The 26,810-nt window shown below is 71.3% G+C and carries 27 protein-coding genes; 13 read left to right on the top strand and 14 right to left on the bottom strand.

The genetic code is table 11. From position 1 onward, the window contains the following. The first annotated feature begins 17 nt into the window (after positions 1-17). Entirely contained in the window at positions 18-527 is a 510-nt protein-coding gene (locus ACZ6MZ_RS22595; protein WP_469353881.1) for a gluconokinase, read from the top strand. An 11-nt stretch (positions 528-538) separates the two neighbouring features. Beyond that, entirely contained in the window at positions 539-1,936 is a 1,398-nt protein-coding gene (locus tag ACZ6MZ_RS22590) for a GntT/GntP/DsdX family permease (RefSeq protein WP_389677306.1), read from the top strand. 33 nt (positions 1,937-1,969) lie between these two features. Here the strand turns inward: ACZ6MZ_RS22590 and ACZ6MZ_RS22585 are convergent, their stop codons facing one another. From ACZ6MZ_RS22585 to ACZ6MZ_RS22565, 5 genes are all read right to left on the bottom strand, one after another. Then, complete coding sequence (locus tag ACZ6MZ_RS22585) at positions 1,970-2,641, bottom strand: cytochrome b/b6 domain-containing protein (RefSeq protein ID WP_469353879.1); 672 nt, start codon at positions 2,639-2,641, stop codon at positions 1,970-1,972. Further along, a complete protein-coding gene (locus ACZ6MZ_RS22580) occupies positions 2,571-3,257 on the bottom strand; it encodes a molybdopterin-dependent oxidoreductase (RefSeq protein WP_469354079.1) in 687 nt (228 codons plus the stop codon). Before ACZ6MZ_RS22580 ends, ACZ6MZ_RS22585 begins: the two co-directional genes overlap by 71 nt. 133 nt (positions 3,258-3,390) lie before the next feature. After that, complete coding sequence (locus ACZ6MZ_RS22575; protein ID WP_469353877.1) at positions 3,391-4,926, bottom strand: APC family permease; 1,536 nt, start codon at positions 4,924-4,926, stop codon at positions 3,391-3,393. Positions 4,927-5,003: 77 nt separating this feature from the next. Then, positions 5,004-5,963: a hypothetical protein gene (locus ACZ6MZ_RS22570; protein WP_389791681.1), complete on the bottom strand. Its 960-nt coding sequence runs from the start codon at positions 5,961-5,963 to the stop codon at positions 5,004-5,006. A gap of 202 nt (positions 5,964-6,165) precedes the next feature. Beyond that, positions 6,166-7,821, bottom strand: coding sequence for an FAD-binding dehydrogenase (locus tag ACZ6MZ_RS22565; RefSeq protein ID WP_469353875.1), 1,656 nt, complete (start codon positions 7,819-7,821; stop codon positions 6,166-6,168). Positions 7,822-7,967: 146 nt separating this feature from the next. Between ACZ6MZ_RS22565 and ACZ6MZ_RS22560 the strand changes: the two genes are divergently transcribed. The 7 genes from ACZ6MZ_RS22560 (at position 7,968) to ACZ6MZ_RS22530 (ending at position 13,296) form a co-directional block, all read left to right on the top strand. Beyond that, a complete protein-coding gene (locus ACZ6MZ_RS22560; RefSeq protein ID WP_384182953.1) occupies positions 7,968-8,492 on the top strand; it encodes an NUDIX hydrolase in 525 nt (174 codons plus the stop codon). A gap of 10 nt (positions 8,493-8,502) precedes the next feature. Further along, entirely contained in the window at positions 8,503-8,895 is a 393-nt protein-coding gene (locus ACZ6MZ_RS22555) for a YidH family protein (RefSeq protein WP_389791675.1), read from the top strand. Then, on the top strand, positions 8,895-9,260 hold the full coding sequence (locus tag ACZ6MZ_RS22550) for a DUF202 domain-containing protein (protein WP_469353874.1): 366 nt from the start codon (positions 8,895-8,897) through the stop codon (positions 9,258-9,260). Before ACZ6MZ_RS22555 ends, ACZ6MZ_RS22550 begins: the two co-directional genes overlap by 1 nt. A gap of 179 nt (positions 9,261-9,439) precedes the next feature. Beyond that, positions 9,440-10,351: an MBL fold metallo-hydrolase gene (locus ACZ6MZ_RS22545; protein ID WP_469353872.1), complete on the top strand. Its 912-nt coding sequence runs from the start codon at positions 9,440-9,442 to the stop codon at positions 10,349-10,351. A gap of 140 nt (positions 10,352-10,491) precedes the next feature. Beyond that, positions 10,492-11,514: a phosphotransferase family protein gene (locus ACZ6MZ_RS22540; protein ID WP_469353870.1), complete on the top strand. Its 1,023-nt coding sequence runs from the start codon at positions 10,492-10,494 to the stop codon at positions 11,512-11,514. Positions 11,515-11,523: 9 nt separating this feature from the next. Next, entirely contained in the window at positions 11,524-12,738 is a 1,215-nt protein-coding gene (locus ACZ6MZ_RS22535; RefSeq protein ID WP_469353869.1) for an acyl-CoA dehydrogenase family protein, read from the top strand. A gap of 183 nt (positions 12,739-12,921) precedes the next feature. Beyond that, entirely contained in the window at positions 12,922-13,296 is a 375-nt protein-coding gene (locus ACZ6MZ_RS22530) for a peptidase inhibitor family I36 protein (RefSeq protein WP_384182935.1), read from the top strand. Positions 13,297-13,303: 7 nt separating this feature from the next. On the opposite strand, the gene ACZ6MZ_RS22525 is transcribed toward ACZ6MZ_RS22530, so the two are convergent. The 4 genes from ACZ6MZ_RS22525 to ACZ6MZ_RS22510 form a co-directional block, all read right to left on the bottom strand. Then, positions 13,304-13,897: a TetR/AcrR family transcriptional regulator gene (locus tag ACZ6MZ_RS22525; protein WP_384333998.1), complete on the bottom strand. Its 594-nt coding sequence runs from the start codon at positions 13,895-13,897 to the stop codon at positions 13,304-13,306. A gap of 64 nt (positions 13,898-13,961) precedes the next feature. Next, the gene (locus tag ACZ6MZ_RS22520) at positions 13,962-15,617 is read right to left on the bottom strand and encodes a class I adenylate-forming enzyme family protein (protein ID WP_469353866.1); all 1,656 of its coding nucleotides are present in this window, start codon (positions 15,615-15,617) and stop codon (positions 13,962-13,964) included. Continuing rightward, positions 15,614-16,378 carry an SDR family oxidoreductase gene (locus tag ACZ6MZ_RS22515; RefSeq protein ID WP_469353865.1) on the bottom strand — a complete coding sequence of 255 codons (765 nt, stop codon included), beginning with the start codon at positions 16,376-16,378 and terminating at the stop codon, positions 15,614-15,616. Before ACZ6MZ_RS22515 ends, ACZ6MZ_RS22520 begins: the two co-directional genes overlap by 4 nt. Positions 16,379-16,570: 192 nt before the next feature. Beyond that, the gene (locus ACZ6MZ_RS22510) at positions 16,571-19,426 is read right to left on the bottom strand and encodes a penicillin acylase family protein (RefSeq protein WP_469353863.1); all 2,856 of its coding nucleotides are present in this window, start codon (positions 19,424-19,426) and stop codon (positions 16,571-16,573) included. A gap of 242 nt (positions 19,427-19,668) precedes the next feature. Between ACZ6MZ_RS22510 and ACZ6MZ_RS22505 the strand changes: the two genes are divergently transcribed. Beyond that, a complete protein-coding gene (locus ACZ6MZ_RS22505) occupies positions 19,669-20,280 on the top strand; it encodes a hypothetical protein (protein ID WP_469353861.1) in 612 nt (203 codons plus the stop codon). Between the two features lie 95 nt (positions 20,281-20,375). Here ACZ6MZ_RS22505 and soxR read toward each other — a convergent pair whose 3' ends face one another. Continuing rightward, a complete protein-coding gene (soxR, locus tag ACZ6MZ_RS22500) occupies positions 20,376-20,882 on the bottom strand; it encodes a redox-sensitive transcriptional activator SoxR (protein ID WP_469353859.1) in 507 nt (168 codons plus the stop codon). A gap of 186 nt (positions 20,883-21,068) precedes the next feature. On the opposite strand from soxR, the gene ACZ6MZ_RS22495 reads away from it, so the two are divergent. Continuing rightward, entirely contained in the window at positions 21,069-21,533 is a 465-nt protein-coding gene (locus ACZ6MZ_RS22495; RefSeq protein WP_384333985.1) for a MaoC family dehydratase, read from the top strand. 66 nt (positions 21,534-21,599) lie between these two features. Here ACZ6MZ_RS22495 and ACZ6MZ_RS22490 read toward each other — a convergent pair whose 3' ends face one another. The 3 genes from ACZ6MZ_RS22490 to ACZ6MZ_RS22480 all read right to left on the bottom strand — a co-directional run bounded on the left by ACZ6MZ_RS22490 (position 21,600) and on the right by ACZ6MZ_RS22480 (position 23,844). Beyond that, complete coding sequence (locus ACZ6MZ_RS22490) at positions 21,600-22,226, bottom strand: TetR/AcrR family transcriptional regulator (RefSeq protein WP_389791657.1); 627 nt, start codon at positions 22,224-22,226, stop codon at positions 21,600-21,602. 120 nt (positions 22,227-22,346) lie between these two features. After that, the gene (locus ACZ6MZ_RS22485; protein WP_384333982.1) at positions 22,347-22,634 is read right to left on the bottom strand and encodes a YiaA/YiaB family inner membrane protein; all 288 of its coding nucleotides are present in this window, start codon (positions 22,632-22,634) and stop codon (positions 22,347-22,349) included. Positions 22,635-22,692: 58 nt separating this feature from the next. Continuing rightward, on the bottom strand, positions 22,693-23,844 hold the full coding sequence (locus ACZ6MZ_RS22480) for an acyl-CoA dehydrogenase family protein (RefSeq protein ID WP_469353856.1): 1,152 nt from the start codon (positions 23,842-23,844) through the stop codon (positions 22,693-22,695). 77 nt (positions 23,845-23,921) lie between these two features. Here ACZ6MZ_RS22480 and ACZ6MZ_RS22475 point away from each other — a divergent pair, with 77 nt between their 5' ends. Further along, positions 23,922-24,599, top strand: a complete 678-nt coding sequence (locus ACZ6MZ_RS22475; RefSeq protein ID WP_469353854.1) for a TetR/AcrR family transcriptional regulator — start codon at positions 23,922-23,924, stop codon at positions 24,597-24,599. Between the two features lie 79 nt (positions 24,600-24,678). Beyond that, positions 24,679-25,680, top strand: a complete 1,002-nt coding sequence (locus ACZ6MZ_RS22470) for a DMT family transporter (protein WP_469353852.1) — start codon at positions 24,679-24,681, stop codon at positions 25,678-25,680. Positions 25,681-25,714: 34 nt separating this feature from the next. Here the strand turns inward: ACZ6MZ_RS22470 and ACZ6MZ_RS22465 are convergent, their stop codons facing one another. Then, positions 25,715-26,794: a Zn-dependent alcohol dehydrogenase gene (locus ACZ6MZ_RS22465; RefSeq protein WP_469353850.1), complete on the bottom strand. Its 1,080-nt coding sequence runs from the start codon at positions 26,792-26,794 to the stop codon at positions 25,715-25,717. Between the last annotated feature and the right edge of the window lie 16 nt (positions 26,795-26,810).

Here is a 26,810-nt window from a genome sequence, read left to right as displayed (position 1 = left end):
AGACAGCGAGGCACGAGATGAGCACCCCCCACGTCGTCGTGGTGATGGGCGTGGCAGGCACCGGCAAGACCACGGTCGGGCCCCTGCTCGCCGCCGCGCTGGGCGTTCCGTACGCCGAGGGCGACGACTTCCACCCGCCGGAGAACATCGCGAAGATGTCCGCCGGCACCCCCTTGGGTGACGCGGACCGATGGCCCTGGCTGGACGCGATCGGTACCTGGGCGCACGGCAGGGCCGGGCTCGGCGGTGTGGTGAGCAGTTCCGCGCTCAAGCGCGCCTACCGTGACCGGCTGCGGGCCGCCGCGCCCGACGCCGTCTTCCTCCATCTCACCGGCGACCGGCCGCTCATCGAGCAGCGGATGGCGGAGCGCAAGGGGCACTTCATGCCCACCGCGCTGCTGGACTCGCAGTACGCCGCCCTGGAGAACCTGGCGGACGACGAAGCGGGCGTGGCCGTCGATGTGTCCGGTACCCCCGAAGAAATCACCGACCGGGCCGTCGCCGCGCTGCGCCGGCTCAAGAGCTGAAGGAATTCCCCGTGAGCAGTCTCAGTGTCGAGACGCTGGCAGCGGACGCCGTCGAACCGATCACCTCGGCGGGCAACGCGCAGCTGGGCATAGCCGTCCTCGCCGGCATAGCCGTCATCGTCGTCCTCATCAGTGTCTTCAAGCTCCACGCCTTTCTGGCGCTGACCATCGGCTCGCTGGCGCTCGGCGCCTTCGCGGGCGCCCCGCTGGACAAGGTCATCGTCAGCTTCTCGACCGGTCTCGGCTCCACCGTCGCGGGGGTGGGCGTGCTGATCGCGCTCGGCGCGATCCTGGGCAAGCTGCTCGCCGACTCCGGCGGAGCCGACCAGATCGTCGACACCATCCTCGCGAAGGCGAGCGGACGGGCCATGCCCTGGGCGATGGTGCTGATCGCCTCGGTCATCGGGCTGCCGCTCTTCTTCGAGGTCGGCATCGTGCTGCTGATCCCGGTGGTGCTGCTGGTCGCCAAGCGCGGCAACTACTCCCTGATGCGCATCGGTATCCCGGCCCTGGCCGGACTCTCCGTGATGCACGGCCTGATCCCGCCGCACCCCGGTCCGCTGGTCGCGATCGACGCCATCGGCGCCAACCTGGGCCTCACGCTGGCGCTGGGTGTGGTGGTCGCCATTCCGACCGTGATCATCGCGGGGCCGCTCTTCTCCAAGTACGCCGCGCGCTGGGTGGACATCCCGGCGCCCGAGCGGATGGTGCCGCAGCGCCCGTCCGAGGATCTTCAGACCCGTCCGAGCTTCGGCGCCACCATCTCGACGGTGCTGCTCCCCGTCGTCCTGATGCTGGCCAAGGCGCTCGTGGACATCGTCGTCGACGACCCGGAGAACCCCGTCCAGCGGGTGACCGACGTGATCGGCTCGCCGCTGATCGCCCTGCTCGCCGCCGTGCTCGTCGGGATCTTCACCCTGGGCCGCGCGGCCGGCTTCAGCAAGGGCCGCATCTCCGCGACCGTCGAGAAGTCCCTCGCCCCGATCGCGGGCGTGCTCCTGATCGTCGCCGCGGGCGGCGGCTTCAAGCAGACGCTGATCGACGCCGGGGTGGGCCAGATGATCCTGGACATCTCCAAGGACTGGTCGATCCCGGCGCTGCTGCTGGCCTGGCTGATCGCCGTCGCGATCCGGCTGGCCACCGGCTCGGCGACCGTGGCGACCATCTCCGCCGCCGGTCTGGTGGCGCCGCTCGCCGCGGACATGTCCAGCACGCACACCGCGCTGCTGGTGCTGGCGATCGGTGCGGGCTCGCTCTTCTTCAGCCATGTGAACGACGCCGGGTTCTGGCTGGTGAAGGAGTACTTCGGGATGAGCGTCGGCCAGACGCTCAAGACCTGGTCGGTGATGGAGACGATCATCTCCGTGGTCGGACTCGGCTTCGTCCTGCTGCTCTCGCTGGTGTTGTAACGCCGGCCACCGCGCCGGCCGGGGCGGGGCGGGTCACTCCTCTTTCCAGTGGGGGTGCTCCCGCTCCGCCCACGCGCGTTCCACCGATCCGGTGCGCATCCCGCGCCGGGCCTGCGGGTCGCCGTACGCCATCCCGATGTGCCCGATGAGCACGACGCCGATGGCCAGGGCCAGCCAGTCGTGGACGAAGGTGGCGCTCGTACGCCACAGGATCGGGGCGAACCCGGTGAACCACATGAGCAGGCCCGTACCGAGCATCACCAGCACGGCGCCCGCGATCCAGGCCGCGTAGATCTTCTGCCCCGCGTTGAACTTTCCGGCCGGCCGGGAGCCCGGCCGGGCGTCGCGCCGCCGTACCGCGCGCAGCCACTCCCTGTCGTACGGCAGGAAGCGGTTCAGCCGGCTCAGATCGGCGCGGAAGGCGCGGGAGCCGAGGCCGAGAACGACGGGCACGGGCAGCAGCAGCCCCGACCACTCGTGGACGGTGACGACGAGATGGCGGCGGCCGACGAGCTCGGCGAGCTGGGGCACGTACAGAGCGGCCGCCGTCGCCACGCACACCAGCATCAGCGCGCCGGTGGTGCGGTGGATCCAGCGCTCGGCGCGGCTGAAGCGCCGTACCCGCCCGGCCGGCTCAGACGGGCTCTCGGACGGTGGGGGTGTCGTCGCGGCCGTTGGACCGGCCGACCCAGGCGTCGACGTCATAGCCGAGCTCCTCCCAGTAACCGGGCCGGACGTCGGAGGTGACGGAGATCCCGGAGAGCCATTTCGCCGACTTGTAGAAGTACATCGGCGCCACATAGAGCCGGGCCGGGCCGCCGTGCGCGTGCCCGATCGGCTTGTCCTGCATGTTCAGTGCCACCAGCACATCGGCGCGGCGTGCCTGCGGGAGTGTCAGGCTCTCGGTGTACGTGCCGTCGAAGCAGGTGAAGCGGACGGCCCTGGCCTCGGGGCGTACCCCGGCGGCGTCGAGAAGCCTTGAGAGCCGCACGCCTTCGAACGGGGTGTCCGGGACGCGCCAGCCGGTGACGCACTGGACATCGCGGACGATCCGGGTCTGCGGCAGCTTACGCAGCGCGTCCAGGGTGTACGTGGCGGGCCGGTCGACCAGGCCGTCGATCTTCAGCCGGTAGGTGTCCGGGCCCTTGCGGGGGACGGAGGACGTGACCGAGTAGTAGCGGAAGCCGCCGCCGTTGGGCAGCAGTCCGGTCAGTCCGGTCGGGTCCTTGTCGGCGGCCGAGCCGAGGAACGCTTCGAGGCCGCGCTGGAGATAGGGCGCCGTGACGAGTCCGGCGGCGCCCAGGCCGAGCATGGAGAGCATCAGACGCCGCCCGACGGGCGTGCCCTCGGGCTCACTCTGTTGTCGGTTCACACACCGATTCGAACACCCGCGGCCTCCGGAAGCCAGCGGTCGCGGGTGTTCGTCAGACTTTCGTCAGGTCCGGTGGTGGCCGTCAGACCCTCGCCGTCTCCGACTCGGCGGCCTTCTCCAGCTGGAAGGCCTCGTTGCCGAGTCCGATGCGGGCGTGCACCTCGGGCTTGACGGACCGCAGGACCAGTCCGTACACCAGCCCGCCGACCAGTGCGAGGCCAATGATCCCGGGCAGCACCCAGCTGAGCGCGGAGCCGGGGCCCGCGCCGACGAGGACATCGAAGTCCTTGACGGTGTAGACGGCGATGACCACCAGCGCGACACCCGCCAGTCCCGAGGCGATCAGGCGCGGCGCCTGCGCGCCCCCGGCCCCGCGCCGTACGAAGAAGGCGATGACGGCGAAGGCGGCCGCCGCCATCAGCACGATGACGCCGAGCGCGCCGACATTGCCCATCCAGGTGAAGAGGTGCAGCACCGGCGCCGTCGGGTCGCCGGTGGGCTTGTCGTCGGTCACGGCGAAGGCGACGATGACGGCGACGGAGACCAGGGACTGGAGGACGGAACCGGAGGCGGGCGCACCGCTGGACTTGTTCGTCCGGCCGAACGCGGCGGGCAGCAGCCCCTCACGTCCCATCGCGAAGGCGTAGCGGGCGACGACGTTGTGGAAGCTGAGGAGCGCGGCGAACATACCGGTCACGAACAGCACGTGCAGTACGTCGGTGAAGGTGGCGCCGAGACGGCTCTCGGTGAGTCCGAAGAGCAGTCCAGGACCCTGCTCGCTCGCGGCGGCGACGATGGAGCCGGGACCGGCGGCGACGCTCATGGCCCAGGCGCTGAAGGCCAGGAACAGGGCGGCGTAGCCGACGGCCAGGAACATGACGCGGGAGACGACGACGTGGGGACGGCTGGTCTCCTCGGCGTAGACCGGCGCCTGCTCGAAGCCGACGAAGGCGGCGATACAGAAGCAGAGCGCGGTGCCCAGGCCCGCGCCCGTCAGGGTGTCGGGGTTGAACGCCGCCAGGGAGAGGCCCTCGCTGCCCGGGTCAGCGACGGCGGCGAAGTCGAAGATCACGACAAGGGCGCACTCGATGAGCAGCAGGACGCCGAGCACCTTGGCGTTGAGGTCGATCTTCAGCCAGCCGAGCAGACCGACGATCAGGGCGGCGGCGAGGGCGAACACCCACCAGGCGACGGTGATGTCGAGGTAGGTGGCGAAGAGGCCGGAGACCTCGAAGCCGAGGATGCCGTAGATGCCGACCTGCATCGCGCTGTACGCGACAAGGGCGACGAGCGAGGCGCCGGCGCCCGCGGTGGGACCGAGACCACGGGCTATATACGCGTAGAACGCGCCGGCGTTGTGGATGTGGCGGCTCATCTCTGCGTACCCGAAGCTGAACAGCACCAGGACGACGCCGATGATGACGTACAGCAGCGGCTGACCGACGATGCCCATGACCCCGAAGATGGTGGGCATGACGCCGGCGACGACCAGCATCGGCGCGCTCGCGGCGAGCACGGACAGCAGCAGGCCCAGGGTGCCGAGGCGGCCCGCGCGCAGCGCCCGCTCCTGCCCCTTGTAAGTATTGATCTCGCTCGTACTCGAACTGCCCGTCGACATGACAGGGGTGTCCTTTCGGGAATCGATTGAGCGCGTCGATGGTGCGAATCGGTGGCGCGCATCGGTGGACGAGTCGCTCAGGCGGAGCCGAGCGCGGCATTGCGCGCGGCGGTGAACGCTTGGTGCGGATCCCGGTCGGGGTACGACCAGGGAGCTGGGGTGAGGTGCGGACCGATGCGCTGGAACAGCGCGGCGGCCTCGGCGATCCGGCCGTCGTGGAACTGCGCGTGGGCCAGGAAGTTGAGGTCGACGCGGCTGCGGGGATGGTCCTCGCTCTCCCACTCCAGCCACCAGTCGAAGGCGCCCTTGAGCACCTGTCGGGCGCGGCGCCCGGTCCAGTGGGCGGAGGCGGCCGGATCCGCGGGCTCCCGGCCCGCCGCGGCGAGGACCCGGTAGCGCTCGGCGTGGGCGACCACGGGGAGGATCGCGAGCGGCGAGTCGGCGGGGGCCTGTTCGGCGGCCCAGGCGGCGAAGTCGTAGACCTCGTGGAGGGGGTCCTGACCCGCGTCGGCGTGCCGTTCCGCGAGCCGGGCGGCCATCAGGTGATGGGCGTGGTGGTGATCCGCGTGCCGGGTCCTGACCTCGTCGAAGAGCTGCGAGGTCTCTTCCTCGGTGCCGAGCGTCCTGGCCAGGAGCAGCAGCGCGAGCCAGGGCGTGGGATCGGCGGGGGCCCGCCGGATGGCCTCGCGGCAGGCGTCCCGGGCCCCCTGTTCGCGTTCCTTGCCGCGCAGTGCGCCGATGACGGTGGCGCAGGCGAGGAGGGTGACCGCGTCGGGGCTCTCGGGCTCGGCGAGCAGCCAGTCGCGGGTCCAGGCGAGGGCGCCGGAGGCCTGGGCGAGGACGACGACACGATGGCCTCTGCGGTCCCAGTCGTCGCCGGTGCCGGCGAGCAGGGTACGGGCCTCGGACCAGCGGCCCTGGGCCAGTTGGTCTCGTACCGAACCGAGTTCGGCGTCATCAAGGGCCGGATCGAAGAACTGATCGGAGCGTGAGCCCCGTCTTCGGGAGCGGCCCAGGGGTGGCGGAGGCGGGGACATCCGCTGGTTCCTCCAGGACACATAAACGAGCGATGATCGCGCACAGCAAACCGGTAGGCAAGGCTTCCCGTCAAGAGTTGACTTGGTGCGAGATGAACCAACTGTCCCCGGGAACCGTACGGTTGATTCGTCCCCCGGCCCCCCGCGATCCCGCCCGCGACCGCTCCGTCCCAGCTCGGAGCCCGGATGGGGCCCCTTTCGGTCAGCCGACCGCCTGGGCCGCGGCCCGGCCGGCCGTGCGGCCCGAGAAGATGCAGCCGCCGAGAAAGGTGCCTTCCAGGGAGCGGTAGCCGTGCACGCCGCCGCCGCCGAATCCGGCCGCCTCGCCCGCCGCGTAGACGCCGGGCAGGGGGTCGCCGGCCTCGGTGAGGACCCGGGAGGACAGGTCGGTCTCCAGGCCGCCGAGCGACTTGCGGGTGAGGATGTTCAGCCGTACGGCGATCAGCGGGCCTGCCCCGGGGTCGAGGATGCGGTGCGGGGCGGCCGTACGGATCAGCTTGTCGCCCAGGTACTTCCGGGCTCCCCGGATCGCGGTGATCTGGAGGTCCTTGGTGAAGGGGTTGGCGATCTCCCGGTCGCGCGCGGTGATGTCGCGGCGCAGCGCGGCCTCGTCGATCAGCGGCTGCTCGGTGAGCGCGTTCATTCCGCGTACGAGCGCGCCGAGGTCCTTCTCGACCACGAAGTCGACGCCGTGGTCCATGAACGCCTTCACCGGCCCCGGGATGTCGGCGCGCGCCCGCCCGAGCACGTCGCGGACCGACTTGCCGGTCAGATCGGGGTTCTGCTCGGACCCCGAGAGCGCGAACTCCTTGCCGATGATGCGCTGGTCCAGGACGAACCAGGTGTAGTCATAGCCGGAACGCATGATGTGCTCCAGCGTGCCGAGCGTGTCGAAGCCGGGGAAGAGCGGTACGGGCAGCCGCCGGCCGCGCGCGTCCAGCCAGAGCGAGGACGGGCCGGGCAGGATGCGGATGCCGTGCCGGGCCCAGATGGGGTTCCAGTTCTCGATGCCCTCGGTGTAGTGCCACATCCGGTCGCGGTTGATGTGGTGGCCGCCCGCCGCTTCCGTGATGCCGAGCATCAGACCGTCGACATGCGCGGGCACCCCGGAGAGCATGGTGCGCGGCGGGGTGCCGAGCCGCTCGGGCCACTGGGCGCGGACCAGGTCGTGATTGCCGCCGATGCCGCCGGACGTGACGATCACGGCCTGCGCCCTGAGCTCGAAGGCGCCGGTGACCGTACGGCTGCTCGCGGCGCCCCGCTCGGCGTCGCTCGGCTCCAGTATCTCGCCGGTGACGGTGTCCACGGCGCCCGCGGAGGTGCCGAGGCCGGTGACCCGGTGGCGGAATTTGAAGGTCACAAGCCCCTTGGCGACGCCGTCGCGCACCCGGCGTTCGAACGGCGCGACAACCCCGGGCCCGGTGCCCCAGGTGATGTGGAAGCGCGGCACGGAGTTGCCGTGGCCGGTGGCGTCGTATCCGCCGCGCTCCGCCCAGCCCACCACCGGGAAGAACCGCATGCCCTGCCGGTGCAGCCAGGCGCGCTTCTCACCCGCCGCGAAGTCGACGTACGCCGCGGCCCACTCACGCGGCCAGTGGTCCTCCCGGCGGTCGAAGCCGGCCGCGCCGTGCCAGTCCTGGAGGGCCAGCTCCCGGCTGTCCTTGATCCGCATCCTGCGCTGCTCGGGCGAGTCCACGAGGAAGAGCCCGCCGAAGGACCAGTGCGCCTGACCGCCGAGCGACTGCTCGGGCTCTTGGTCGAGAACGAGGACGGAGCGGCCCGCGTCGACCAGCTCCGCGGTGGCGACCAGGCCGGCGAGGCCCGCCCCGATCACGATCACATCGGCGTCGTACGCCATGGCGTCCATCCTTCACGGGGCGAGCTGCACGGGGCGAGTGGGTGGTCCGATCTTCCGTACGCGCGAGTAACGAGTCAACAGTCCGGCGCCGGGAAGGGCCGCGGGGAGGGCTGATTGCCGCCGGGAGGACTGATTGGATGGGCGCCATGAGAGCGGCAGACGAAATCCTGGACATCGTCGACGAGAACGACCACGTCACCGGGCAGGCGCCGCGCGGTGAGGTGTACGCGAAGGGCCTGCGCCACCGCTGTGTCTTCGTGCTCGCGCGGGACGCGCAGGACCGGGTCTTCGTCCATCGCAGGACCCCGGTCAAGCTGGTCTTCCCTTCGCTGTACGACATGTTCGTGGGCGGTGTCGTCGGCGCGGGCGAGAGCTACGACGACGCGGCGCTGCGGGAGGCGGAGGAGGAGCTGGGGGTCTCGGGGCTGCCCCGTCCCGTGCCGCTGTTCCCGTTCCTGTACGAGTCCGCGGACGGCGCGGGGAGCTGGTGGTCGCATGTGTACGAGGTCCGCTGCGAGCTGCCGGTGAACCCGCAGGCGGAGGAGGTCGCCTGGCACACCTTCCTGCCGGTGGCGGAGCTGGAGCGGCGGCTCGCCGCAGGCCCGGGCGGGTGGGAGTGGGCGCCGGACGGCCTGGCGGCGTACGAGCGGCTGCGCGCGCTCCGCGCGTAGGGTGCGGGAGGTGATCGAGTTTGTGCGGAGCCTGCGGCTGTGGTTCGCGCCGCAGCGCATCAGCGAGGAGGGTGAGACCCCCGATTACCGCTTCTCCCTGGCCAATGAGCGCACCTTCCTGGCCTGGCTCCGCACCGCTCTCGCCCTCGTCGGCGGCGGCTTCGCGGTCGATCAGTTCCTGCCGGATCTGCGCTGGGGTGTCCGGGTCGGTCTCGCGGTGGCGCTGCTCGCGGCCGGGGCGCTGTGCGCGCTGCGGGCGGTCGATCACTGGGTGCGCTGTGAGCGGGCGATGCGGCGCGGGGAGGATCTGCCCGTGTCCAGGTTCCCGGCGCTGCTGAGTCTCGCCGTGGGGGCGGTCGCGGTGGCGATGCTGGTCATCGTGGTACTGGGCCGGGCGGGCTGATGGCCGCGCCGGAGCGGGACGACGGAGCGGGGCCAGGGGCGAAACCGGGACCGGAGCCGGGGCTCCAGCGGGATCCGGGGCTCCAGCCGGAGCGGACCCGGCTGGCCTGGCGGCGTACGACCCTCGCGTGCACGATCGTGGCGGTGCTCGCGGTCCGGCAGGCGATCCACGACGGCGCCGCGGCGGCCGGGCTGGTCGCCGCCGCGCTGAGCGCCCTCGTCTGGCTGGGCTTTCTGGGCGTGGCGCACCGGCGTGTGCTGGCGCTGGGCGCGGTCAGGCCGCCACCGCTCCCGGCGCGCGGGGCGCTCGCGGCGGCGGCCTGTACCGTCCTGCTGGCCCTGTTCGCGGTGACCGTGATGATCTGACCCGGCGGTCCGGCCACGCGGTCCGGCCACGCGGTCCGAACCGGCGGTCCGAACCGGCGGTCCTGAGCGAGGGTCCGAACCGGCGGACGAGCCGCGCCGGGCCGGGCCCGGCTTTCGCTCCCGCGCCGTCAACTGGCAGGCTCAGGACGACCATCCGGCCCTGACCTGGAGCATCCCCCATGCCTGCCACCGATCCCTACACCGTCCGACTCGCCCCCGGCGTGTATGCCTACGTCCAGCCGGACGGCGGCTGGTGCCTGAACAACGCCGGATTCATCAGCGACGGGGAGTCGACGCTCCTCGTCGACACCGCGGCCACCGAACAACGGGCGCGGCTGCTGCGCGAGGCGGTCCTCACGGCCGGCGTCCCGCTCCCCCGCACCCTCGTCAATACGCACCACCACGGCGATCACACCTACGGCAATGGCGTGTTCGTGCCGGAGGCCGTCGTGATCGGCCATGACTCCTGCCGCGGTGAGCAGATCGCGGCGGGACATCAGCTGCATCTGATGTGGCCGGGGACGGACTTCGGCGACATCCGGATCACCGCGCCGACGGTGACGTACAACGACCGGCTCACCGTGTGGGTGGGTGAGACCGAGGTACGGGTGATCCACCCGGGCCCGGCGCACACCATCGGCGACTCGGTCGTGCATCTGCCCGAGCGGGGGATCGTCTTCACCGGCGATCTGATCTTCCAGGGCGGTACGCCGTTCGTGCCGATGGGCTCCCTGAGCGGATCGCTGCGCGCCCTGGAGCTGCTTCGCTCGCTGGACGCGACGGTCGTCGTCCCGGGGCACGGACCGGTCACGGATCCGTCGGCGTACGACGCGACGGAGAGCTATCTGCGGTACGTCGCCGAGCTGGCCCAAGAGGGCCACACCAAGGGCCTTTCCCCGCTGGAGGCGGCGCGGCAGGCCGATCTCGGGGAGTTCGCGCGGCTGCGCGAGAGCGAGCGGCTGGTGGCCAATCTGCATCGCGCGTACGCCGAGCTGGACGGGGAGCCGGAGGGCTCGCCGCTGGACCCCGTCGCCGTCTTCACCGACATGGCCGTGATGAACGGCGGGGTACCCGTGGCCTGTCACGCCTGAGGCGTCGTCGCGGGGCCGCCCGGACCCGCGCCGGACAGACACTGGACTACATACCGACTGGTCGGCATCATGTGGAGCGACCGTATGACCGCCACCGGCCGCCCGGGCCGGCCGCCCGGAGCCCCACGGAGGTACGCACGATGAGCCCAGCCCCACCGCCAGGACTCGATCCCGAGCAGCTGCGCGGCCATCTCGACCGCGAGCGTCCTGGCCTGGTGAGCGGACCGCTCGACGCGCGTCTGATCGAGGGCGGCCGGTCGAACCTGACGTACACCGTCACGGACGGCGCCCACCGCTGGGTGGTCCGCAGGCCCCCGCTGGGCCATGTCCTGGCCACCGCGCACGACATGAGGCGTGAGTACCGGGTGATCGAGGCGCTGCACCCGACGGCCGTGCCGGTGCCGGAGCCGCTGCTGCTGTGCGAGGACGAGTCGGTGCTCGGGGCGCCCTTCTACGTCATGGAGTACGTGGCGGGCACTCCGTACCGTACGGCCGAGCAGCTCGCCCCGCTCGGCCCCGAGCGCACCCGCGCCGCCGTCCTCGCGCTCGTCGACACGCTCGTCGAGCTGCACGCCGTCGACGCCGGGGCGGTCGGTCTGGGTGACTTCGGCCGGCCGGACGGCTTCCTCGACCGGCAGCTGCGGCGCTGGGGCAAGCAGCTCGACGCCTCCCGCAACCGCGAACTGGCGGGCATCGACGAACTGCACGCGGCTCTGGGCCGTTCGCTGCCCGTCTCCCCCGCGCCCACCGTGATCCACGGCGACTACCGGCTCGACAACGTCCTGATCGGCGAGGACGACCAGATCAAGGCGGTCCTCGACTGGGAGATGTCCACGCTCGGTGATCCGCTGACGGACCTGGGGCTGCTGGTGATGTACAGCGCGCGGCTGGAGCTGACGGGCTCCCCGATCAGCACGACGGCCGGGGCGGCGGGACACCCCGGGCCCGGCGAACTGATCGAGCGGTACGCCGCGGGCTCCGGCCGGGACACCACCGCCATCTCCTGGTACACCGCGTTCGCCTGGTTCAAGCTCGCCGTGATCCTGGAGGGCATCCACTACCGCTACACCCTCGGCCAGACGGTAGGACCTGGCTTCGACCGGATCGGCGATCTCGTTCCCGTCTTCATCACGCACGGCCTCACCACCCTCCAGGAAGGCTGAGTACACCCCATGGACTTCGCATTCGACGCCCGCACCGAAGAGCTGCGCACGAAGCTGCTCGCCTTCATGGACGAGTATGTGTATCCGGCGGAGGAGGTCGCGCGGGAGCAGCGGTCGCGGCTGGACAGTCCCTGGGACACCCCGGCGGTCGTGGAGGAGCTGAAGGCGCAGGCGCGTCGGCAGGGCCTGTGGAACCTCTTCCTCCCCGACGCGGAGTACGGCGCCGGGCTGACCAATCTCCAGTACGCGCCGCTCGCCGAGATCACCGGCCGCTCCCCGCAGCTCGCCCCCACCGCGCTGAACTGCGCGGCGCCCGACACCGGCAACATGGAAGTGCTCGCCCAGTTCGGTTCCGAGGAGCAGCAGAAGCAGTGGCTGGAGCCGCTGCTCGCGGGCGAGATCCGGTCGGCGTTCGCGATGACGGAGCCCGAGGTGGCCTCCTCGGACGCGACGAACATCCAGACGCGGATCCTGCGCGACGGCGACGACTACGTCATCAACGGCCGCAAGTGGTACATCTCCGGGGCGATGAACCCGGACTGCAAGATCTTCATCGTGATGGGCAAGACCGATCCGGACGGCGAGGACATCCGCCGCCAGCAGTCGATGATCCTGGTCCCGCGCGACACCCCCGGTGTCGAGGTCCGCCGCGCCATGCAGGTGTACGGCTACGAGGACCACTCCCACGGCGGCCATGCCGAGGTCGTCTTCGACGACGTCCGGGTGGACGCCTCCCAGCTGGTCGGCGAGGAGGGCGGCGGCTTCGCCATCGCCCAGGCCCGGCTCGGCCCCGGCCGTATCCACCACTGCATGCGGCTGATCGGGATGGCGGAGCGGGCGATCGAGCTGATGTGCCGGCGGGCCGTGTCCCGTACGGCCTTCGGGAAGCCGATCGCCCAGCAGGGCGTCGTCCAGAACTGGATCGCGGACGCCCGGGTGACGGTCGAACAGCTGCGGCTCCTCGTACTGAAGACGGCCTGGCTGATGGACACCGTCGGCAACCGCGGCGCGCACACGGAGATCCAGTCCATCAAGATCGCCACTCCGCGCGCGGTCGTCGACATCATCGACCGAGCCGTCCAGCTGCACGGCGCGGGCGGGGTCAGCCAGGACTTCCCGCTGGCCGAACTGTGGGCCGCGGCGCGGACGCTGCGGCTGGCGGACGGCCCCGACGAGGTGCATCAGCGCTCCCTGGCCCGGCGGGAGCTGAAGAAGTACCTCTGAGGTCCGCCGCGCGCGGGGGCGTCCGGTGCACCTCATCGGGCGCACCGCGTGGCGCCATCTCGCCGTACATTTAAGCCTTTACGGTGACAATCGCCCTGCGTGCCACCGCCTGGGCGGCTCCCCTGGTTAGCGTCATGTGCCCTCTCCTGACCGAAGCAGTACCAGAGCTCTGGGGAATCACCCATGCGTAAGCGTTTCTTTGCCGCCGTGGCCGCGTCCGCCGCGTTCGCGGGTGTCATCGCCACCGCGCCCGCCGCGTCCGCCGAGCCCAGCCCGCCCGGCTGTCCCAAGCAGTATTTCTGCGCGTACTCCGGGCCGGGGCTGACCGGCAGGCTGCTGCTGAAGGCCGCGGGCAGATGGTCGGGCAGTGTGGCCGGCGTCCGCTCCGTCATCAACAACGGTGTCCGCCATCCCGGCGCCGACCATGTGCAGCTCTCCTGGAGGTACAACGGCAGCAGCTGGAACAGGTGCCTCCACTACAACCCGGGCCCCGGCGCGTACCGGATCGACTTCGACAGCGTGAGGATCACCAGGGTGGCCTGGCGCGGCGAGTGCTGAGCCGGCGTTAGGGGCGCAGCGCCCGTAGGAGCAGATCCGCGAGATGGTCCGCCACCTGCTGCGGGGTGAGCGGGCCGTCCGGGCGGTACCACGTGGAGAGATGGTGGACCGAGCCGAAGTGGTAGTCCACCACCAGGTCGGACGGGGTGGCGGTGGAGAAGACGCCGCTCCGCTGCCCCTCCTCGATCAGCGCGCGGAACCGCTCGTGGTAGCGGCGCCGCTCCATCCGTACCTGCTTGTTCTTCTCCGGGCTCAGATGGTGCATCGAGCGGAAGAAGATCGAGGCGTCGTCCAGGTTCTCGATCGTCGTGACGACGACATCGGCCGCGGCGGCCCGCAGCCGCCGCTCCACCGGCTCGTCCGCCTCCGCGAAGGCGTCGAGGCGCTCCTGCTGGAGCCGCAGGACCCGTGCGTAGACCTCCTGGAGGAGATCCTCCTTGGAGCCGAAGTAGTGGTAGAGCGCGCCCTTGGTGACGCCCGCCGCCTCGACGATCTCCTGGACCGAGGTGCGGTCGTAGCCGCGCTCGGCGAAGAGCCGGGTGGCGGCGGCCAGCAGTCGCTGGGGGACGGGGGTGCCGCTCCCGTCCGTCGTCCTGGCCATGTGCCGCCACCTGCCTTTCGCTCCGTACCGCCCGCCCGCGCGTCACCGTGCGCGCCCGGGCCGTCTATGGGTGGGAACGCAGTTCCCGCCTGAGGATCTTCCCACTTGTCGTCTTGGGCAGCTCCGGCAGGATCTCCACTTCACGCGGGTATTTGTAGGCCGCGAGCCGCTCCGCGCAGTACGCGCCCAGCTCGCCGGGCTCCACCGTCGCTCCGGGGCGCAGACTGACGTACGCCTTCACGCTCTCCCCGCGGTAGGCGTCCGGGATGCCGACCACGGCCGCCTCGCGCACCGCGGGGTGGGTGTAGAGCACATCCTCGACCTCGCGCGGCCAGACCTTGAAGCCCGAGGCGTTGATCATGTCCTTCTTGCGGTCGACGACATAGAGCCAGCCGTCCTGGTCCATGAACCCGATGTCGCCGGTGCGCAGTTCGCCGTCGGGGAAGGTCTCGGCGGTCGCCCGGGGCAGCCGCCAGTAGCCGGAGACGACCTGAGGGCCGCGTACGGCGATCTCGCCCTGCTCGCCGAAGGGCAGGTCCTCGCCCTTCTCGTCGATGATCCGTACGACGGTGTCGGCCCCCGGTACCCCGACGGAGAGCGTGCCCGACACCGGGTCGACCGGGGCCTCCTTCTCCGGCGGCACGGAGGCGCAGGGGGCGGTGCACTCGGTGAGTCCGTAGCCGTTGCGGAGGTAGGGACCGAGGGCCGCGCGGAACCGCTCGACCAGTGCGGGCGGCAGCGGCGCACCCCCCGACGAGATGACCTGGAAGGAGCTGAAGTGGTCGCGGGTGACGTCCGGGTGGGCGGCGAGCGCCATGAAGGCGGTGGCGGGACCGACGGTGTAGGCGGGGCGGTGCTCGGCGAAGGCATCGAGGACCACGCCGGGTTCGAAGCGGTAGGCGAGGGCCAGGGTGCCCGCGTTGGCGACGCACACGGCGAGCTCGCAGACCATGCCGGTGATGTGGAAGAGGGGCGCGAGCGCGAAGTAGCAGGCGCCCTCCTCCAGGGGGTGGCCGGTGCGCTGGCGCTCGGCGTTGACCATGATGTTGCCGTGGGCGTTCATGGCGCCCTTGGGGGTGCCGCTCGTACCGGACGTGTAGCTGATCAGCGCCACATCGCCGGCGGCCGGGTCGCGTCCGGCGGGCGCGGGCAGGCCCTGCCGGGCGACGGCCAGCAGATCGTCGGTGTCCGCGGGCGCCGGGAGACGCGCGAAACCGAGGACCCGGCTGTCGTCGCGGGTCTGCAGATCCCGTTCGCAGGCGGTGAGGGTGATCCGTACGGGCGAGGCCGCGGCCGTCTCGCGCAGAAACGCGTCCCATGCCCGGTCCGCGCAGACCAGCGCCGTCACCTCGGCGTCCGCCAGCACATGGGCGACCTCGGCGGACTTGTACATGGGGTTGAGCGGCACGACAGTGGCGCCGGCCTTCCAGGCGCCGAGCAGCGCGAGGACGAAGTGCGGGCTGTTCTGGAGCATGATCGCGACCCGGTCGCCGCGCTCCAGGCCCCGGGCGGCGAGGTGACCGGCCACGGAGTCGGACAGCTCATCGGCTTCTCGGTAGCTGATCCGGCCGTCGAAGTAGGCGAGCGCGGGATGCTCGGGAGCCCGGGCGACGGCGGAGCGGAACGCGTGCACCACGGACGCGGGCGGGTCGACGGGGGCTCGCTGGGCCGCGCTGAGCTGGGCGAGCCAGGGCTTGGCCGCGTAGCTCGATCCGGTCATCGCGCGCCGCCTTCCCACTTCTGCTGGACGCGGTTCATCGTGGCCAGCCAGCGGTCCGGGTCGGCCGCGCGTGCCTGGTGGAAGCCGGCCACCTCGGGGTGCGGCAGGACGAGGAACCGGTCCTCGGCCATGGCGGCGAACAGGGCGTCGGCGACGGCCGCCGGCTCGATGGCGGTGGAGCTGAGCACCAGCTCGCCGGCGCTGCCGGAGGCGGTGAGCATGTCCGTACGGACACCCTGCGGGCAGATGGCGTGGACCTTGAGGCCGCGATGGCGGTAGGTCAGCGAGAGCCACTCCGCGTAGGCCAGTGCGCCGTGCTTGGTGACGCTGTACGGGGCCGCGCCGATCATGGTGAGCAGACCGGCGGCGGAGACGGTCGAGACGAACCGGCCGCTGCCGCGCTCCAGCCAGTCGGGCAGCAGGGCGCGGACCGCCCGGACATGCGCCATGACATTGACGTCCCAGGCGTCCGCCCAGACGTCCTCGCCCGACAGGGCGTCGCCGGGAGCGCCGAGGCCGGCGTTGGCGCAGTAGATGTCGACGGCGCCGCCGAGCGCCTCGCGTGCGGTGTCCACGATCAGGGAGGCGTCGCCGGGGACCGCGAGGGCGCCGATCTCCGCGGCGACCGCGTTGGCCTTGGCCGCGTCGAGGTCGTTGACCACCACGCGGGCGCCCTCGGCGGCGAATCTGCGGGCGAGCGCGGCGCCGATGCCGCCGCCGGCTCCTGTGACCACAACCCCTGCGCCGTGCACCGTACTCATCGGGACCTGCCCTTCCGGCCTTCCGGTTTCTCGCCGGCCGCTCCGCCGACCTACGCAGACTAACCAGTCGGTATGTGGTGAGGGAAGGGGCCTGCCCGGACGGAGCGGGGTGCGCGCCGGGCGTCGGTCGCGAGGGGGCGGACGACGCGGGCCGGACCGCGAGGTGAGCGGTCCGGCCCGTGGATCACACCGTCACCGGTGTGACGGGAACTCCACGACCTGCTGATAGGTCGGCCTGTTCTGCCAGTTGACCGTGGGATGGCTGATGCCGCCCAGCGCCCGGTGGATGATCGCGTCCGTGCACCACTGGTCCCCGGCGGAGCAGTTGTCGTCCCCGGGATAGACCTCGGTGGCGGGCGCCGCCACGGCCGCCTTCAGGGTGGTGAGCAGCGTGTCCCGGCAGGCGCTCAGCCCGCCGTTGCCGCAGTACGTGGCGGCCGTCGGGGACTGTACCGGCTCGCCGAGGACCTGCCTGAGGTCCTTGTCGACAAATCCCCACCAGCCGTACTGGAAGGCGGAACCGCCGTGCGCGCCCGTCGCCCCATGGCTCGCGGCCGGTGATTCGTCGATCGCGAGCGAGGCGGTGAGCGCCTGGTACAGCCCGTCGCCGAGCCCCGGTTCGAACTCGGCCTCGACCAGCCGAGGCCACCAGGCGTCCATGATCCGTACGGCGGCGGAGTGGCCGTAGGTGTGCGAGCCCTGCGCGGTCTCCTTGCGCGGGGAACCGCCGGCCCGCCAGGACTCCAGCTGCTGCACGGCGGTGTTCAGCTGCGGATCGGTGACGGGCGCGGAGCGCACCACCTTCAGCAGCTCGGGCAGCACCTGCTCGCCGCGCAGATCGGTCACGGCGGCCTCGGCCATCGCCCGGGTGAGGGAGGCGCGGGTGACCCCGCCCTGCTTCACCAGCGCCTGGACCCGGTCGTCGAGCAGATCGGCGCGGTGCACCGCGCCGAAGCCGAACCCGGCCGCGTCGTACCCCTTGGCCTGCCGGTTGTTCCAGGAGATGTAGTAGTCCTGGCCGACGGACTGCGGATGCTGGGAGAAGGGCGTGTAGGCGGCGGTGTTGTACGCCGGGTCGTAGCCCCGCCATTCGTACGCCTGCTCGGCCTTGACCGGCAGCGCCGGGTCGACGCCGCCCGCCCGCACCGGGTTCATGCCGCTGTTGAAGTAGGCGGCGGTGCGGGAGTCCGCGTAGAACCAGTTGAAGGCGTAGTCGATGTTCTCGGCGGCCCGCTGGAAGGAGGCGGCGTTCTTGGTGTAGGCGGGGTCGTTGAGCATCTGGAAGCCGATGATCGAGTCGGCCTCGTGCCGGTAGGTGGTGCGCAGCGAGGTGTACGCCACGGGCTTGCCGCCGACCGTCGCGCGGTGCGTGACCATGCCGTACTTGGTACGGAAGACCTGGAGCCGGTACGAGCCCGCCGCGGTGGAGTCGGCGACGGTCGGCTTCCAGGAGTTTCTGCGTTCCATCTTCTCCATCGGGGTGCAGACGGAGCGGTAGAGGTAGTGCGTGGACGCCTTGGTGGCCGCCGAGCCGTCGGGCTCGCACAGCTCGATGGCGTACGTGTCGGTGATGTCCTGGCCCGCCGAGGTGGCGCTCCAGGCGTAGTCCTGGCCGCGGCCCATCTGGACATACATCCCGACGCCGGCGAAGGCGACACCGCGGGCGCTGATCCCGGGGCCCTGGAGTTCCTGGAGCATCATCAGCTGTGGCGCGAAATAGCCGGTCTGCGGGCCGAAGACGGCGACGGGGTTGCCGCTCGCGGTGTGCTCGCCGGAGACCAGCAGGGCGTTGGACATCCCGCGTTTGGCGTTGAGCGATCCCGAGGGGACGACGCCGTCGTCGAAGATGCCCTGGGCGGGCTTGAGTTTCGCCGGGGCGATGACCGGGGCCTTCGCGTTGGTGCCGGCCGAGCCGGTCTTGTCGTACACGAGCTGCTCGGCCTGGACCGAGCCCGCGTCGGGCAGGGCGGTGCCGCGGGGCTGCGCCGGCTTCTGCGCGTACGGGAAACTCGTGCCGTCGTGGACGGTGAGGACGGCCTCGGGGTCGTCGCGCTGGCGGAAGGACTCCCAGACCTCGGTGCCCTTGACGACGCCGTACTTCTGCTGCGCGGCGAGGAGCGAGAGGGCGGCCTGCACCTCGCCGCCGCCTCCGCCGCCGAACTGGCCGCCGACGACGGACGCGATGGAGATCAGGTCGGTGATCTTGAACGGCTGGATCTCGCCGATGTTGGTGATCGCGTCGATCTTGCCGGTGAGGACGTACTCGCCCGGGAAGTAGCGGCCGTCCTTGGCCTTCTGGCGGTAGGCGTTGATGCCGTCGATGTACGCCTGCGCGTCGGCCATGGCCAGCGCGCCGCGCTCGCCCTCGGTGGTCCTGATCCGTTCCACCTGGGCCTCGTAGTCGGCTTCGGTGTACGGCGCCGAGGGCCAGAACTGCTGCTCCAGGCCCTGGTTGCCGAGCGCGCCGCCCGCGAAGGAGGTCAGCTCGCCCCGGCCGATATGACGGAAGAGATCCATCATCCAGAGCCGGTCCTGTCCCGCGGCGTAGCCGGCGCCGAACTCGGTGCCGTAGCGGGTGGTGCCCTTGATGTGCGGGACGCCGGTCTTCTTGTCGCGGGTGATCGTGACGTCCTCGCGCGGGGCGGTGACGGATTCGATCTGGTTCCCGGGGACGCCGAAGGAGGAGTCGTTGAAGAAGTCGGTGAGCTTCTCGTCGGTGAGCCCGCCGTGGCCCGCCACCAGCGCGTCGTACCGGCCGAGTTGGTCGGAGGCATGCGCGGGATAGGTGCCCAGGAGTTGGTGGGCGAGGATGTCGGCGAGGGTGGCGTTTCCGTTCTGGCCGGGCGGCAGGATGTCGTCGCACTGGCCCTGGCAGTGGTCGGTGACCGGGTCGGCGGCCGCCCTGGCGCCGGACAGGGCGCCGGATCCGGTGGCGGGTGCGCGTGCGGGGTCGGCGGCCGCCTGCGGCAGGGGCGTCAGCAGGGCGGCGCCCAGCGCGAACACCGCGGCGGCGGTGGCGCTGGTAAGTCTTCCGGTGCGTCGTGGCATGGGTGCTCCTCGGGGAGGCCGGTGCGCCGGAGGTTACTGATGGTGTGACCGCTCAGTAAGGTGAACATCAGTCACCTTTTCCGAATCACCACAAGGGGATTCCTGAGAATCGCCTTCGAATTCTGCTCGATATCGGGCGGTATGCCGGACTCGTGGACGCGATCTGTTTTTTGATGGAGCCGAATGGGGCAGGCGTACGTCCATTCCACAACGCCGAAGTACCAGCGACGGAGGTGGCGGCGGTGGCCGGATTCCGGAGTCTTGCGAGACAGGTGCGTGACCCGCGGTGCGATCTGGCCTTGCGACGGTATTCACTGCGCAAGTGCCTGGAGCGGTTTGCCCCTTATGGGCACCGGGCGACCTGGGATCATCTGTGCGCGAGGCACAGCATCGAACCCGAGGACAGGGCGCCCGACCCGGCGCGGCTGATGGCCGCGCTGGATGAACTGGAGGAGGCGCGGGCCGTATGGCTCACGTACGAGATGGAGTTCGCGGAGCGGCGCAAGCGGGAGAAGCATGACGGGCTACGACGGCCCGGGAGCTTCGACGACTGGCACCGGCGGACTTGGGGCGGCAACGGTGTCGCCCGGTGCGACGATCCGGCGGTCCACCCGTCGGAGTCGCTCGCCGAGGTGCTGCGCCGGCTGATCGCCGGCCTGGAGACGGGGCCGGGAGCGAGCTGCCCGGTGTGCGCGGAGCGCGGAATCGTCTGGCGCCCCGACCTGTCCCACGAGCCGTGGTCGGGGCCGGTCTGTATGGGCTGCGGCATTGTCGTACCGCAGCCGGTTCTCACATCCGAGGCCCTGGACCGGGCGAAGCGGGTGCGTCTGAAGGAACTGGCATCAGTGGCATGAGACGTGTGGGGGCGGGCCCCGGAGCCGGTGCGCCCCCGCGGCGCCGGCGGTGACCGGGCGGCCGTCGCCGCTACCGCTACGGCCGCGCGCGGCCGTCAGGAGCCCCCCGGCTCCCGCGGTGCGCGGCGTTCCGGGAGGCGTTCCGGGAGGCGTTCCGGGAGGAGGCGGGAACCCGTCATACGGTCGCCGAAGACATCGTCCGGGTTGGAGAGGACGCAGGTCTCCAGGGAGAGGCAGCCGCAGCCGATGCAGTCCGTCAGATGGTCCCTGAGGCGGCCCAGCTGTCTGATCCGCTCGTCCAGCTCCGAGCGCCAGGCTTCGGAGAGCCGGGCCCAGTCATGGCGGTTCGGGGTGCGTTCCTCGGGGAGCTCGGCCAGGGCGTCCCTGATCGTCGCGAGCGGGATACCCACCCGCTGGGCGGCGCGCACGAACGCCACGCGGCGCAGCGCGTCCCGGCCGTAGCGGCGCTGGTTGCCGCTCGTCCGGCGGCTGCTGATCAGCCCCTTGGACTCGTAGAAGTGCAGGGCCGACACCGCGGCGCCACTGCGCGCGGACAGCTGGCCGACGGTGAGCTCATGGATCTTCTCCGGAATCTGCGGCACCCCTCGAAGCCTACTGTCAGGGCCCGCCGTCCAGGACTGTCAGGGTCCGCCGTCCAGGACTGTCAGGACCCGCCGTCCAGGACCGGTGTCCGCGTTGACAGGAGCGCGCCCGCCCACCCATGCTGAGCAAGCGCTTAGACATGCGCGGTGGACGCTTGACGGGCTTGAGAGGCAGGGAACAGGGACATGGCTGAGCCGAGGATCTTCACCTCCGCCGAGGAGCTGCGCGCCGGGGTCGGCGAGCAGCTGGGTCACAGCGACTGGCTGGAGATCGACCAGAAGCGGATCGACCTCTTCGCCGACGCCACCGGCGACCACCAGTGGATCCATGTGGACCCGGAGCGGGCCGCGGCGGGGCCGTTCGGCACCACGATCGCGCACGGCTATCTGACGCTGTCCCTGCTGCCGGTGCTCGTACCGCAGATCATGCGGGTCGAGAACGTGAAGATGGGCATCAACTACGGGACCAACAAGGTCCGTTTCCCCTCGCCCGTGCCCGTCGGCTCCCGGCTGCGCGCGTCGGCCGTCCTGAAGGGCGTCGAGGATGTCGGTGGCGGTGGCGTCCAGATCACCACGCTCGTCACGATCGAGCGCGAAGGCGGCGACAAGCCGGCCTGTGTGGCGGAGTCCGTGTCCCGCTTCTATCTCTGAGCCCTCGCTGAGCCATCTCCGAGCCGGGGCGCGGCCGCCTCCCGCCGGGCCGCTTGCGGCGCGAGGCTATGTCCGCACCGCGACCATGCGCAGGACGAGGTCGGCGTAGAGCGCGCCGACCTCGTCGGGCGTCCGCCGCCCCGCCGCGTTGAACCAGCGCGCCACATCGATGCAGAGCGACAGCACCGCGAGGGTGGTGCCCGGTACATCGGGGACGTCGAACTCCCCGTCCCGTACGCCGTCGCCCAGGATGCGCCGTACGACGGCGTCACTGCGCCGCCGCAGCTCGACGATCTCCACGCGGTGCTCGTCGCCGAGCGCGTCCAGCTCGTACTGGACGACCCGCGCCGTGGTGTGCCGCTCCGCGTGCCAGCGGACGAAGGAGCGTACGGCCTCGGCGAGCCGCTCCGCCGCCGTGCCCTCCCCGTCGGCCGCGGCCGTCAGGATCTCCAGGGCCTTGTCGTGGCCGATCCTGCTGATCCGGTGGAGCAGCTCTTCCTTGGTCTTGTAGTGGATATAGAGCGCCGCCGGGCTCATCCCCGCGCGTCCCGCGATATCGCGGGTGGTGGTGGCGTGATACCCGCGCTCGGCGAACGCCTCGACGGCGGCGACCAGCAGCTTTCTGGCCGCCTCCGGGGTGACCTCGCCCCACGGCGCGTTCTCACCGTCCGCCGTCTGCTCCGCCGTACGCATCGCTCGCCCCTTCCACTCGGCAGGACGGACACCATACCCCGAAGCTGAGCAAGCGCTTAGTGCCGGTGACGACGGACCTCCGGATCGGAGCCCCGGGGTCAGAGCTTCTCGCCTCGGGGGTCAGAGCTTCTGGAAGGGGTCGTGCTCGGCGAGCATCTTCTCCAGCCGGGCCTGGTCGACCCGGCTGACGATCTGTCCGGCCTCCTGCCGGTCCCTGACCACCTTGGCCAGCGTGAACGCCGAGGTCGTCAGATAGAGGACGGCGATGCCGAGGAAGCCCCGTACCCACGCGCTGGCGTCGAGCTTGAGGATGCCGATGGTCACGGCCGCCAGGGCGAGGGCGAAGGAGATGACGGCCTGTCCGTAGAACGCCGCCGTGTTCTGGTGTTTGACGGGAGAATCAGTCATAGCGGCAGCATCGGCCGCCGGGGCGCGGACCACATCCGCATCCGTACTCAGATCGTACTCAGAAGGCCGAAACCCCCGTCAGCGCCCGCCCGATGATCAGCTTCTGGATCTGGCTGGTGCCCTCGTACAGCGTCATCACCCGGGCGTCGCGCAGCAGTTTGCCGACCGGGTACTCGTCGATGTAGCCGTAGCCGCCGAAGACCTGGAGGGCGTTGTTGGCGGCGCGTACGGCGGCCTCGGAGGCGAAGAGCTTGGCCTTGGAGGCGGCCGTAGCGAACTCCTCGCCGCGGTCGATCAGATCCGCCACCCGCCAGGTCAGCAGCCTGGCCGCGTCCACATCGACCGCGATGTCGCTGATCAGTTCCTGGACCAGCTGGTAGTGGGCGATGGACTTGCCGAACTGCTCGCGCTCCGCCGCGTATCCCACGGCCGCTTCGAGGGCCGCCCGCGCGATCCCGACGCAGCCGGCGGCGACCGACATCCGGCCCTTGGCGAGCGCGGACATGGCGAGGGAGAAGCCCTTGCCCTCCGGGCCCAGCAGGGCGGTGGCCGGCACCCGGACCTCTTCGAGGACCAGCTCCGCGGTGGCCTGGCCGCGCAGACCGAGCTTGCCGTGCAGGGTGCGGCGGGTCAGCCCGGGGCTGTCGGCCGGCACGAGAAAGGCGGAGATGCCCTTGTGCCCGGGGGTGTCATTGGTCCGCGCGAAGAGCAGGACGACATCGGCCCAGGTGCCGTTGGTGATGAACATCTTGGAGCCGTTGACGACCCAGTCCCCGCCGTCCCGTACGGCTTTCGTCGTCAGGCTGCCCGCGTCGGAGCCCGTGCCGGGCTCGGTGAGCCCGAAGCAGCCGATGGCCTCGCCGGAGGCCAGCCGTGGCAGCCACGCGCGCTTCTGCTCCTCGTCCCCCCAGGCCAGGATGGTTTTCGCGACCAGACCGAGCGAGACGGAGACGATGCCCCGCACGGAGGAGTCGCCGCGCCCCAGCTCCTCCGTGACCAGGCAGTACGCGAAGTGGTCGCCGCCCGAGCCGCCGTACTCCTCGGGCACGGTCAGCCCGAGGAAGCCCAGCGCGCCCAGCTTCCCGACGATCGCCCGGTCGACGCTCTCGTCCCGGTCCCAGTCGACGGCGAACGGAGTGACCTCGCGGTCGACGAAGTCCTCGGCGAGCCTGCGTACGGCCTCCTGCTCCTCGCTCAGCCCCAGATCCACGGTCGGCACCCCGCCCTTCGGTCAGACCTTTAATTAGCACTGCTAGTTTCCAGTCGGCAGGCCCTACTATGTGCGCCATGGCCAGACCGCGCAAGCCCCTGCTCAGCAGAGAACGCATCGTCGTGACGGCGAGCGCGCTCGTGGACGCCGAGGGCCTCGAAGCGGTCTCCACCCGCCGGCTCGCCGCGGAGCTGGGGGTGAGCGGTCCGTCCCTCTACAACCACTTCCGCACCAAGGACGAGATCCTCGAAGCCGTCGCCGACGCGGTCAGCGCCCAGGTCGATCTGTCGATGTTCGAGGAGAGCGACGGCCGTGACTGGCACACCGCGCTGCACGACTGGGCCGTCTCCTACCGCGCGGCCCTCACCGCCCACCCGCACATCGTGCCGGTCCTCGCCCGGGGCCCCGGCCGCCGCCCGGCGGGCCTGCGGGTCGCTGACGCCGTGTTCGGCGCGATGGTCCGGGCCGGCTGGCCGGCCGCCCAGGCCACCCATATTGGCGCCCTGATGCGGTACTTCATCACCGGCTCCGCGCTCGGCTCGTTCGCCCTGGGCTTCGTCGACGACGCGGCGGCGTACGACCCGGCCGACTATCCGCACCTCGGCCAGGCCCATCTGCTCGCCGAACGGCAGCAGCAGGTGGACGAGGGCTCCTTCGAGACGGGTCTGCGGGCGCTGCTCGACGGCCTGTCCCTCCAGTACGACCGGTGCGAGCGGCCCGGCACCATGCCTGGGCCCACGCCGAACCATCCCTGACGCGTCCTGGGAGTACGGCACACCCGGAGCACGCGATATTGCGGTGAGGACCGAAGCTCCGTCCGCGTACGTTCACCCCATGACATCCTCCTCGCAGGCCGGCTCCCCGCCGCCGGCTTCCCCGTCCTCCCGCGCGACCTGGCTGCCCCTGGCCGCCGCCGGTGTGACGGTCGTGCTCTGGGCCTCGGCCTTCGTGTCGATCCGCAGCGCGGGCACCGCCTACTCCCCCGGCGCGCTGGCCCTCGGCCGGCTGCTCGCCGGCGCTCTCACCCTCGGTCTGGTCTGTCTGGTACGGCGCGAGGGACTGCCCCCGCGCGCCGCCTGGCGCGGTATCGCGATATCGGGGCTGCTCTGGTTCGGCGTCTACATGGTGGTGCTCAACTGGGGCGAGCAGGAGGTCGACGCGGGCACGGCGGCGATGGTGGTGAACATCGGACCGATCCTCATCGCCCTGCTCGGCGCACGGCTGCTGGGCGAGAGTCTGCCGCCACGGCTGCTCGCGGGCATGGCGGTGTCGTTCGCGGGCGCGGTGGCCGTGGGTCTCTCGATGTCGGGCGAGGGCCATGCCTCGGTGCTGGGGGTGCTGCTGTGCCTGCTGGCGGCGGTGGCGTACGCGGGCGGAGTGGTGGCGCAGAAGCCCGCGCTGGCGCGGGCGAGCGCGCTCCAGGTGACGACCTTCGGCTGTCTGATCGGCGCGGCCGGCTGTCTGCCGTTCGCGGGACAGCTGGTCCACGAGGCCGGCAGTGCCCCGCTGTCGGCCACGCTCAACATGGTGTATCTCGGCGTGTTCCCGACCGCGCTGGCATTCACGACCTGGGCCTACGCCCTGGCCCGTACGACGGCGGGGCGGATGGGCGCGACGACGTACGCGGTCCCCGCGCTGGTCGTCCTGATGGCCTGGCTGGCCCTCGACGAGATCCCCGGCGCGCTCACGCTCGGGGGCGGCGCGCTGTGCCTGGCCGGGGTGGCGGTGGCCCGGTCGCGTCCCCGCCGGTCCACCGTCGTGGCGCGCAACGACGGCGGTACGGCGGCGGGAAGCGCGGCGGAAGGGAACGCCGAGGCCGGCCGGCCGAGCGCCTAGACCGGCTCCAGACCGGCTCAGGCCCTGAGCGGCACTAGAACACGACCAGGGCGCGGCCTCCCCGGCCGGCCAGCATGTTCTCGAAGGCGGCGGGGATGCCGTCGAGACCGATCCGTTCGGTGACCATGGCGCCCAGGTCGAACCGTCCGGCCCTGATGTGTTCCGCGAGCACCGGCAGGTCCTTGGCGGGGTCGCTGTTGCCGTAGACGCAGCCGGAGAGCGTACGGCCCCAGTGGAACAGCTCCAGGGCGTTGAAGGTGACCTGCTGGTCCTTGCCGCCGATGCCGACGACCGTCGTACGGCCGCCGCGCCGGGTGGCGTCCCAGGCGGTACGGATGGTGGCGGCGCGGCCGACGCACTCGACGGCCACATCGGCGCCCCGGCCGCCGGTCAGCCCGCGGACCTCCTTGGCGGTGGTGCCGGAGGCGACCAGATACTCGGTGGCCCCCGCCGCACGCGCCAGGGCCTCCTTCTCCGGGGAGACATCGACGGCGATGACGGTCGAGGCCCCGGCGATCCTGGCGGACTGGAGGACGGCCAGGCCGACCCCGCCGACGCCGAGGACCACCACGGACTCGCCCGCGCGGACCCGTGCGGAGTGGTGGACGGCGCCGTAGCCGGTGAGGACCGCGCAGCCGAGCAGGGCGGCGTCGGTCAGCGGAATGCCGTCCGGCAGCGGCAGGACGCAGTTCGCGGCGACGACGGTCTCCTCGGCGAACGCCCCGACATTCAGGCCGGGGTGGAGTTCCGTGCCGTCGGCCGTACGGGCATGGATGCCCGCCGCGCCCACGAGCGCGTCGGCGCAGAGCCAGACCTCACCGATCGAGCACGGGTGGCAGATCCCGCAGGACGGGGCCCAGTTGAGGACGACGCCGTCGCCGGGCGCCACATGGGTGACGCCCTCGCCCACGGAGACGACCGTGCCGGCTCCCTCGTGGCCGAGGACGGCGGGTACCGGCACCCGCATCGTGCCGTTGGACAGGGACAGATCGGAGTGACAGACACCGGCGGCGGCGAGGCGTACCCGTACCCGGCCGGGACCGGGCTCGGGAAGCTCGATCCCGGCGATCTCCAGCGGGGCTCCGACGGCGGGCAGGATGGCGGCGCGGACCATGGGTTTCTCTTCCCGG

It is taken from the genome of Streptomyces sp. NPDC042201, from assembly GCF_055582185.1.
The sequence above is the reverse complement of the archived record's forward strand: the minus strand, read 5'-3'. Positions and strand labels throughout refer to the sequence as shown.

Excerpts from the sequence above, each read along its gene's own strand:
- ACZ6MZ_RS22595 (WP_469353881.1), top strand. The coding sequence starts at position 18 with ATGAGCACCCCCCACGTCGTCGTGGTGATGGGCGTGGCAGGCACCGGC.
- ACZ6MZ_RS22585 (WP_469353879.1), bottom strand. The coding sequence starts at position 2,641 with ATGACGTCGACGCCTGGGTCGGCCGGTCCAACGGCCGCGACGACACCC.
- ACZ6MZ_RS22580 (WP_469354079.1), bottom strand. The coding sequence starts at position 3,257 with ATGCTCTCCATGCTCGGCCTGGGCGCCGCCGGACTCGTCACGGCGCCC.
- ACZ6MZ_RS22575 (WP_469353877.1), bottom strand. The coding sequence starts at position 4,926 with ATGTCGACGGGCAGTTCGAGTACGAGCGAGATCAATACTTACAAGGGG.
- ACZ6MZ_RS22570 (WP_389791681.1), bottom strand. The coding sequence starts at position 5,963 with ATGTCCCCGCCTCCGCCACCCCTGGGCCGCTCCCGAAGACGGGGCTCA.
- ACZ6MZ_RS22565 (WP_469353875.1), bottom strand. The coding sequence starts at position 7,821 with ATGGCGTACGACGCCGATGTGATCGTGATCGGGGCGGGCCTCGCCGGC.
- ACZ6MZ_RS22560 (WP_384182953.1), top strand. The coding sequence starts at position 7,968 with ATGAGAGCGGCAGACGAAATCCTGGACATCGTCGACGAGAACGACCAC.
- ACZ6MZ_RS22550 (WP_469353874.1), top strand. The coding sequence starts at position 8,895 with ATGGCCGCGCCGGAGCGGGACGACGGAGCGGGGCCAGGGGCGAAACCG.
- ACZ6MZ_RS22545 (WP_469353872.1), top strand. The coding sequence starts at position 9,440 with ATGCCTGCCACCGATCCCTACACCGTCCGACTCGCCCCCGGCGTGTAT.
- ACZ6MZ_RS22540 (WP_469353870.1), top strand. The coding sequence starts at position 10,492 with ATGAGCCCAGCCCCACCGCCAGGACTCGATCCCGAGCAGCTGCGCGGC.
- ACZ6MZ_RS22535 (WP_469353869.1), top strand. The coding sequence starts at position 11,524 with ATGGACTTCGCATTCGACGCCCGCACCGAAGAGCTGCGCACGAAGCTG.
- ACZ6MZ_RS22530 (WP_384182935.1), top strand. The coding sequence starts at position 12,922 with ATGCGTAAGCGTTTCTTTGCCGCCGTGGCCGCGTCCGCCGCGTTCGCG.
- ACZ6MZ_RS22525 (WP_384333998.1), bottom strand. The coding sequence starts at position 13,897 with ATGGCCAGGACGACGGACGGGAGCGGCACCCCCGTCCCCCAGCGACTG.
- ACZ6MZ_RS22520 (WP_469353866.1), bottom strand. The coding sequence starts at position 15,617 with ATGACCGGATCGAGCTACGCGGCCAAGCCCTGGCTCGCCCAGCTCAGC.
- ACZ6MZ_RS22515 (WP_469353865.1), bottom strand. The coding sequence starts at position 16,378 with ATGAGTACGGTGCACGGCGCAGGGGTTGTGGTCACAGGAGCCGGCGGC.
- ACZ6MZ_RS22510 (WP_469353863.1), bottom strand. The coding sequence starts at position 19,426 with ATGCCACGACGCACCGGAAGACTTACCAGCGCCACCGCCGCCGCGGTG.
- ACZ6MZ_RS22495 (WP_384333985.1), top strand. The coding sequence starts at position 21,069 with ATGGCTGAGCCGAGGATCTTCACCTCCGCCGAGGAGCTGCGCGCCGGG.
- ACZ6MZ_RS22490 (WP_389791657.1), bottom strand. The coding sequence starts at position 22,226 with ATGCGTACGGCGGAGCAGACGGCGGACGGTGAGAACGCGCCGTGGGGC.
- ACZ6MZ_RS22485 (WP_384333982.1), bottom strand. The coding sequence starts at position 22,634 with ATGACTGATTCTCCCGTCAAACACCAGAACACGGCGGCGTTCTACGGA.
- ACZ6MZ_RS22475 (WP_469353854.1), top strand. The coding sequence starts at position 23,922 with ATGGCCAGACCGCGCAAGCCCCTGCTCAGCAGAGAACGCATCGTCGTG.
- ACZ6MZ_RS22470 (WP_469353852.1), top strand. The coding sequence starts at position 24,679 with ATGACATCCTCCTCGCAGGCCGGCTCCCCGCCGCCGGCTTCCCCGTCC.
- ACZ6MZ_RS22465 (WP_469353850.1), bottom strand. The coding sequence starts at position 26,794 with ATGGTCCGCGCCGCCATCCTGCCCGCCGTCGGAGCCCCGCTGGAGATC.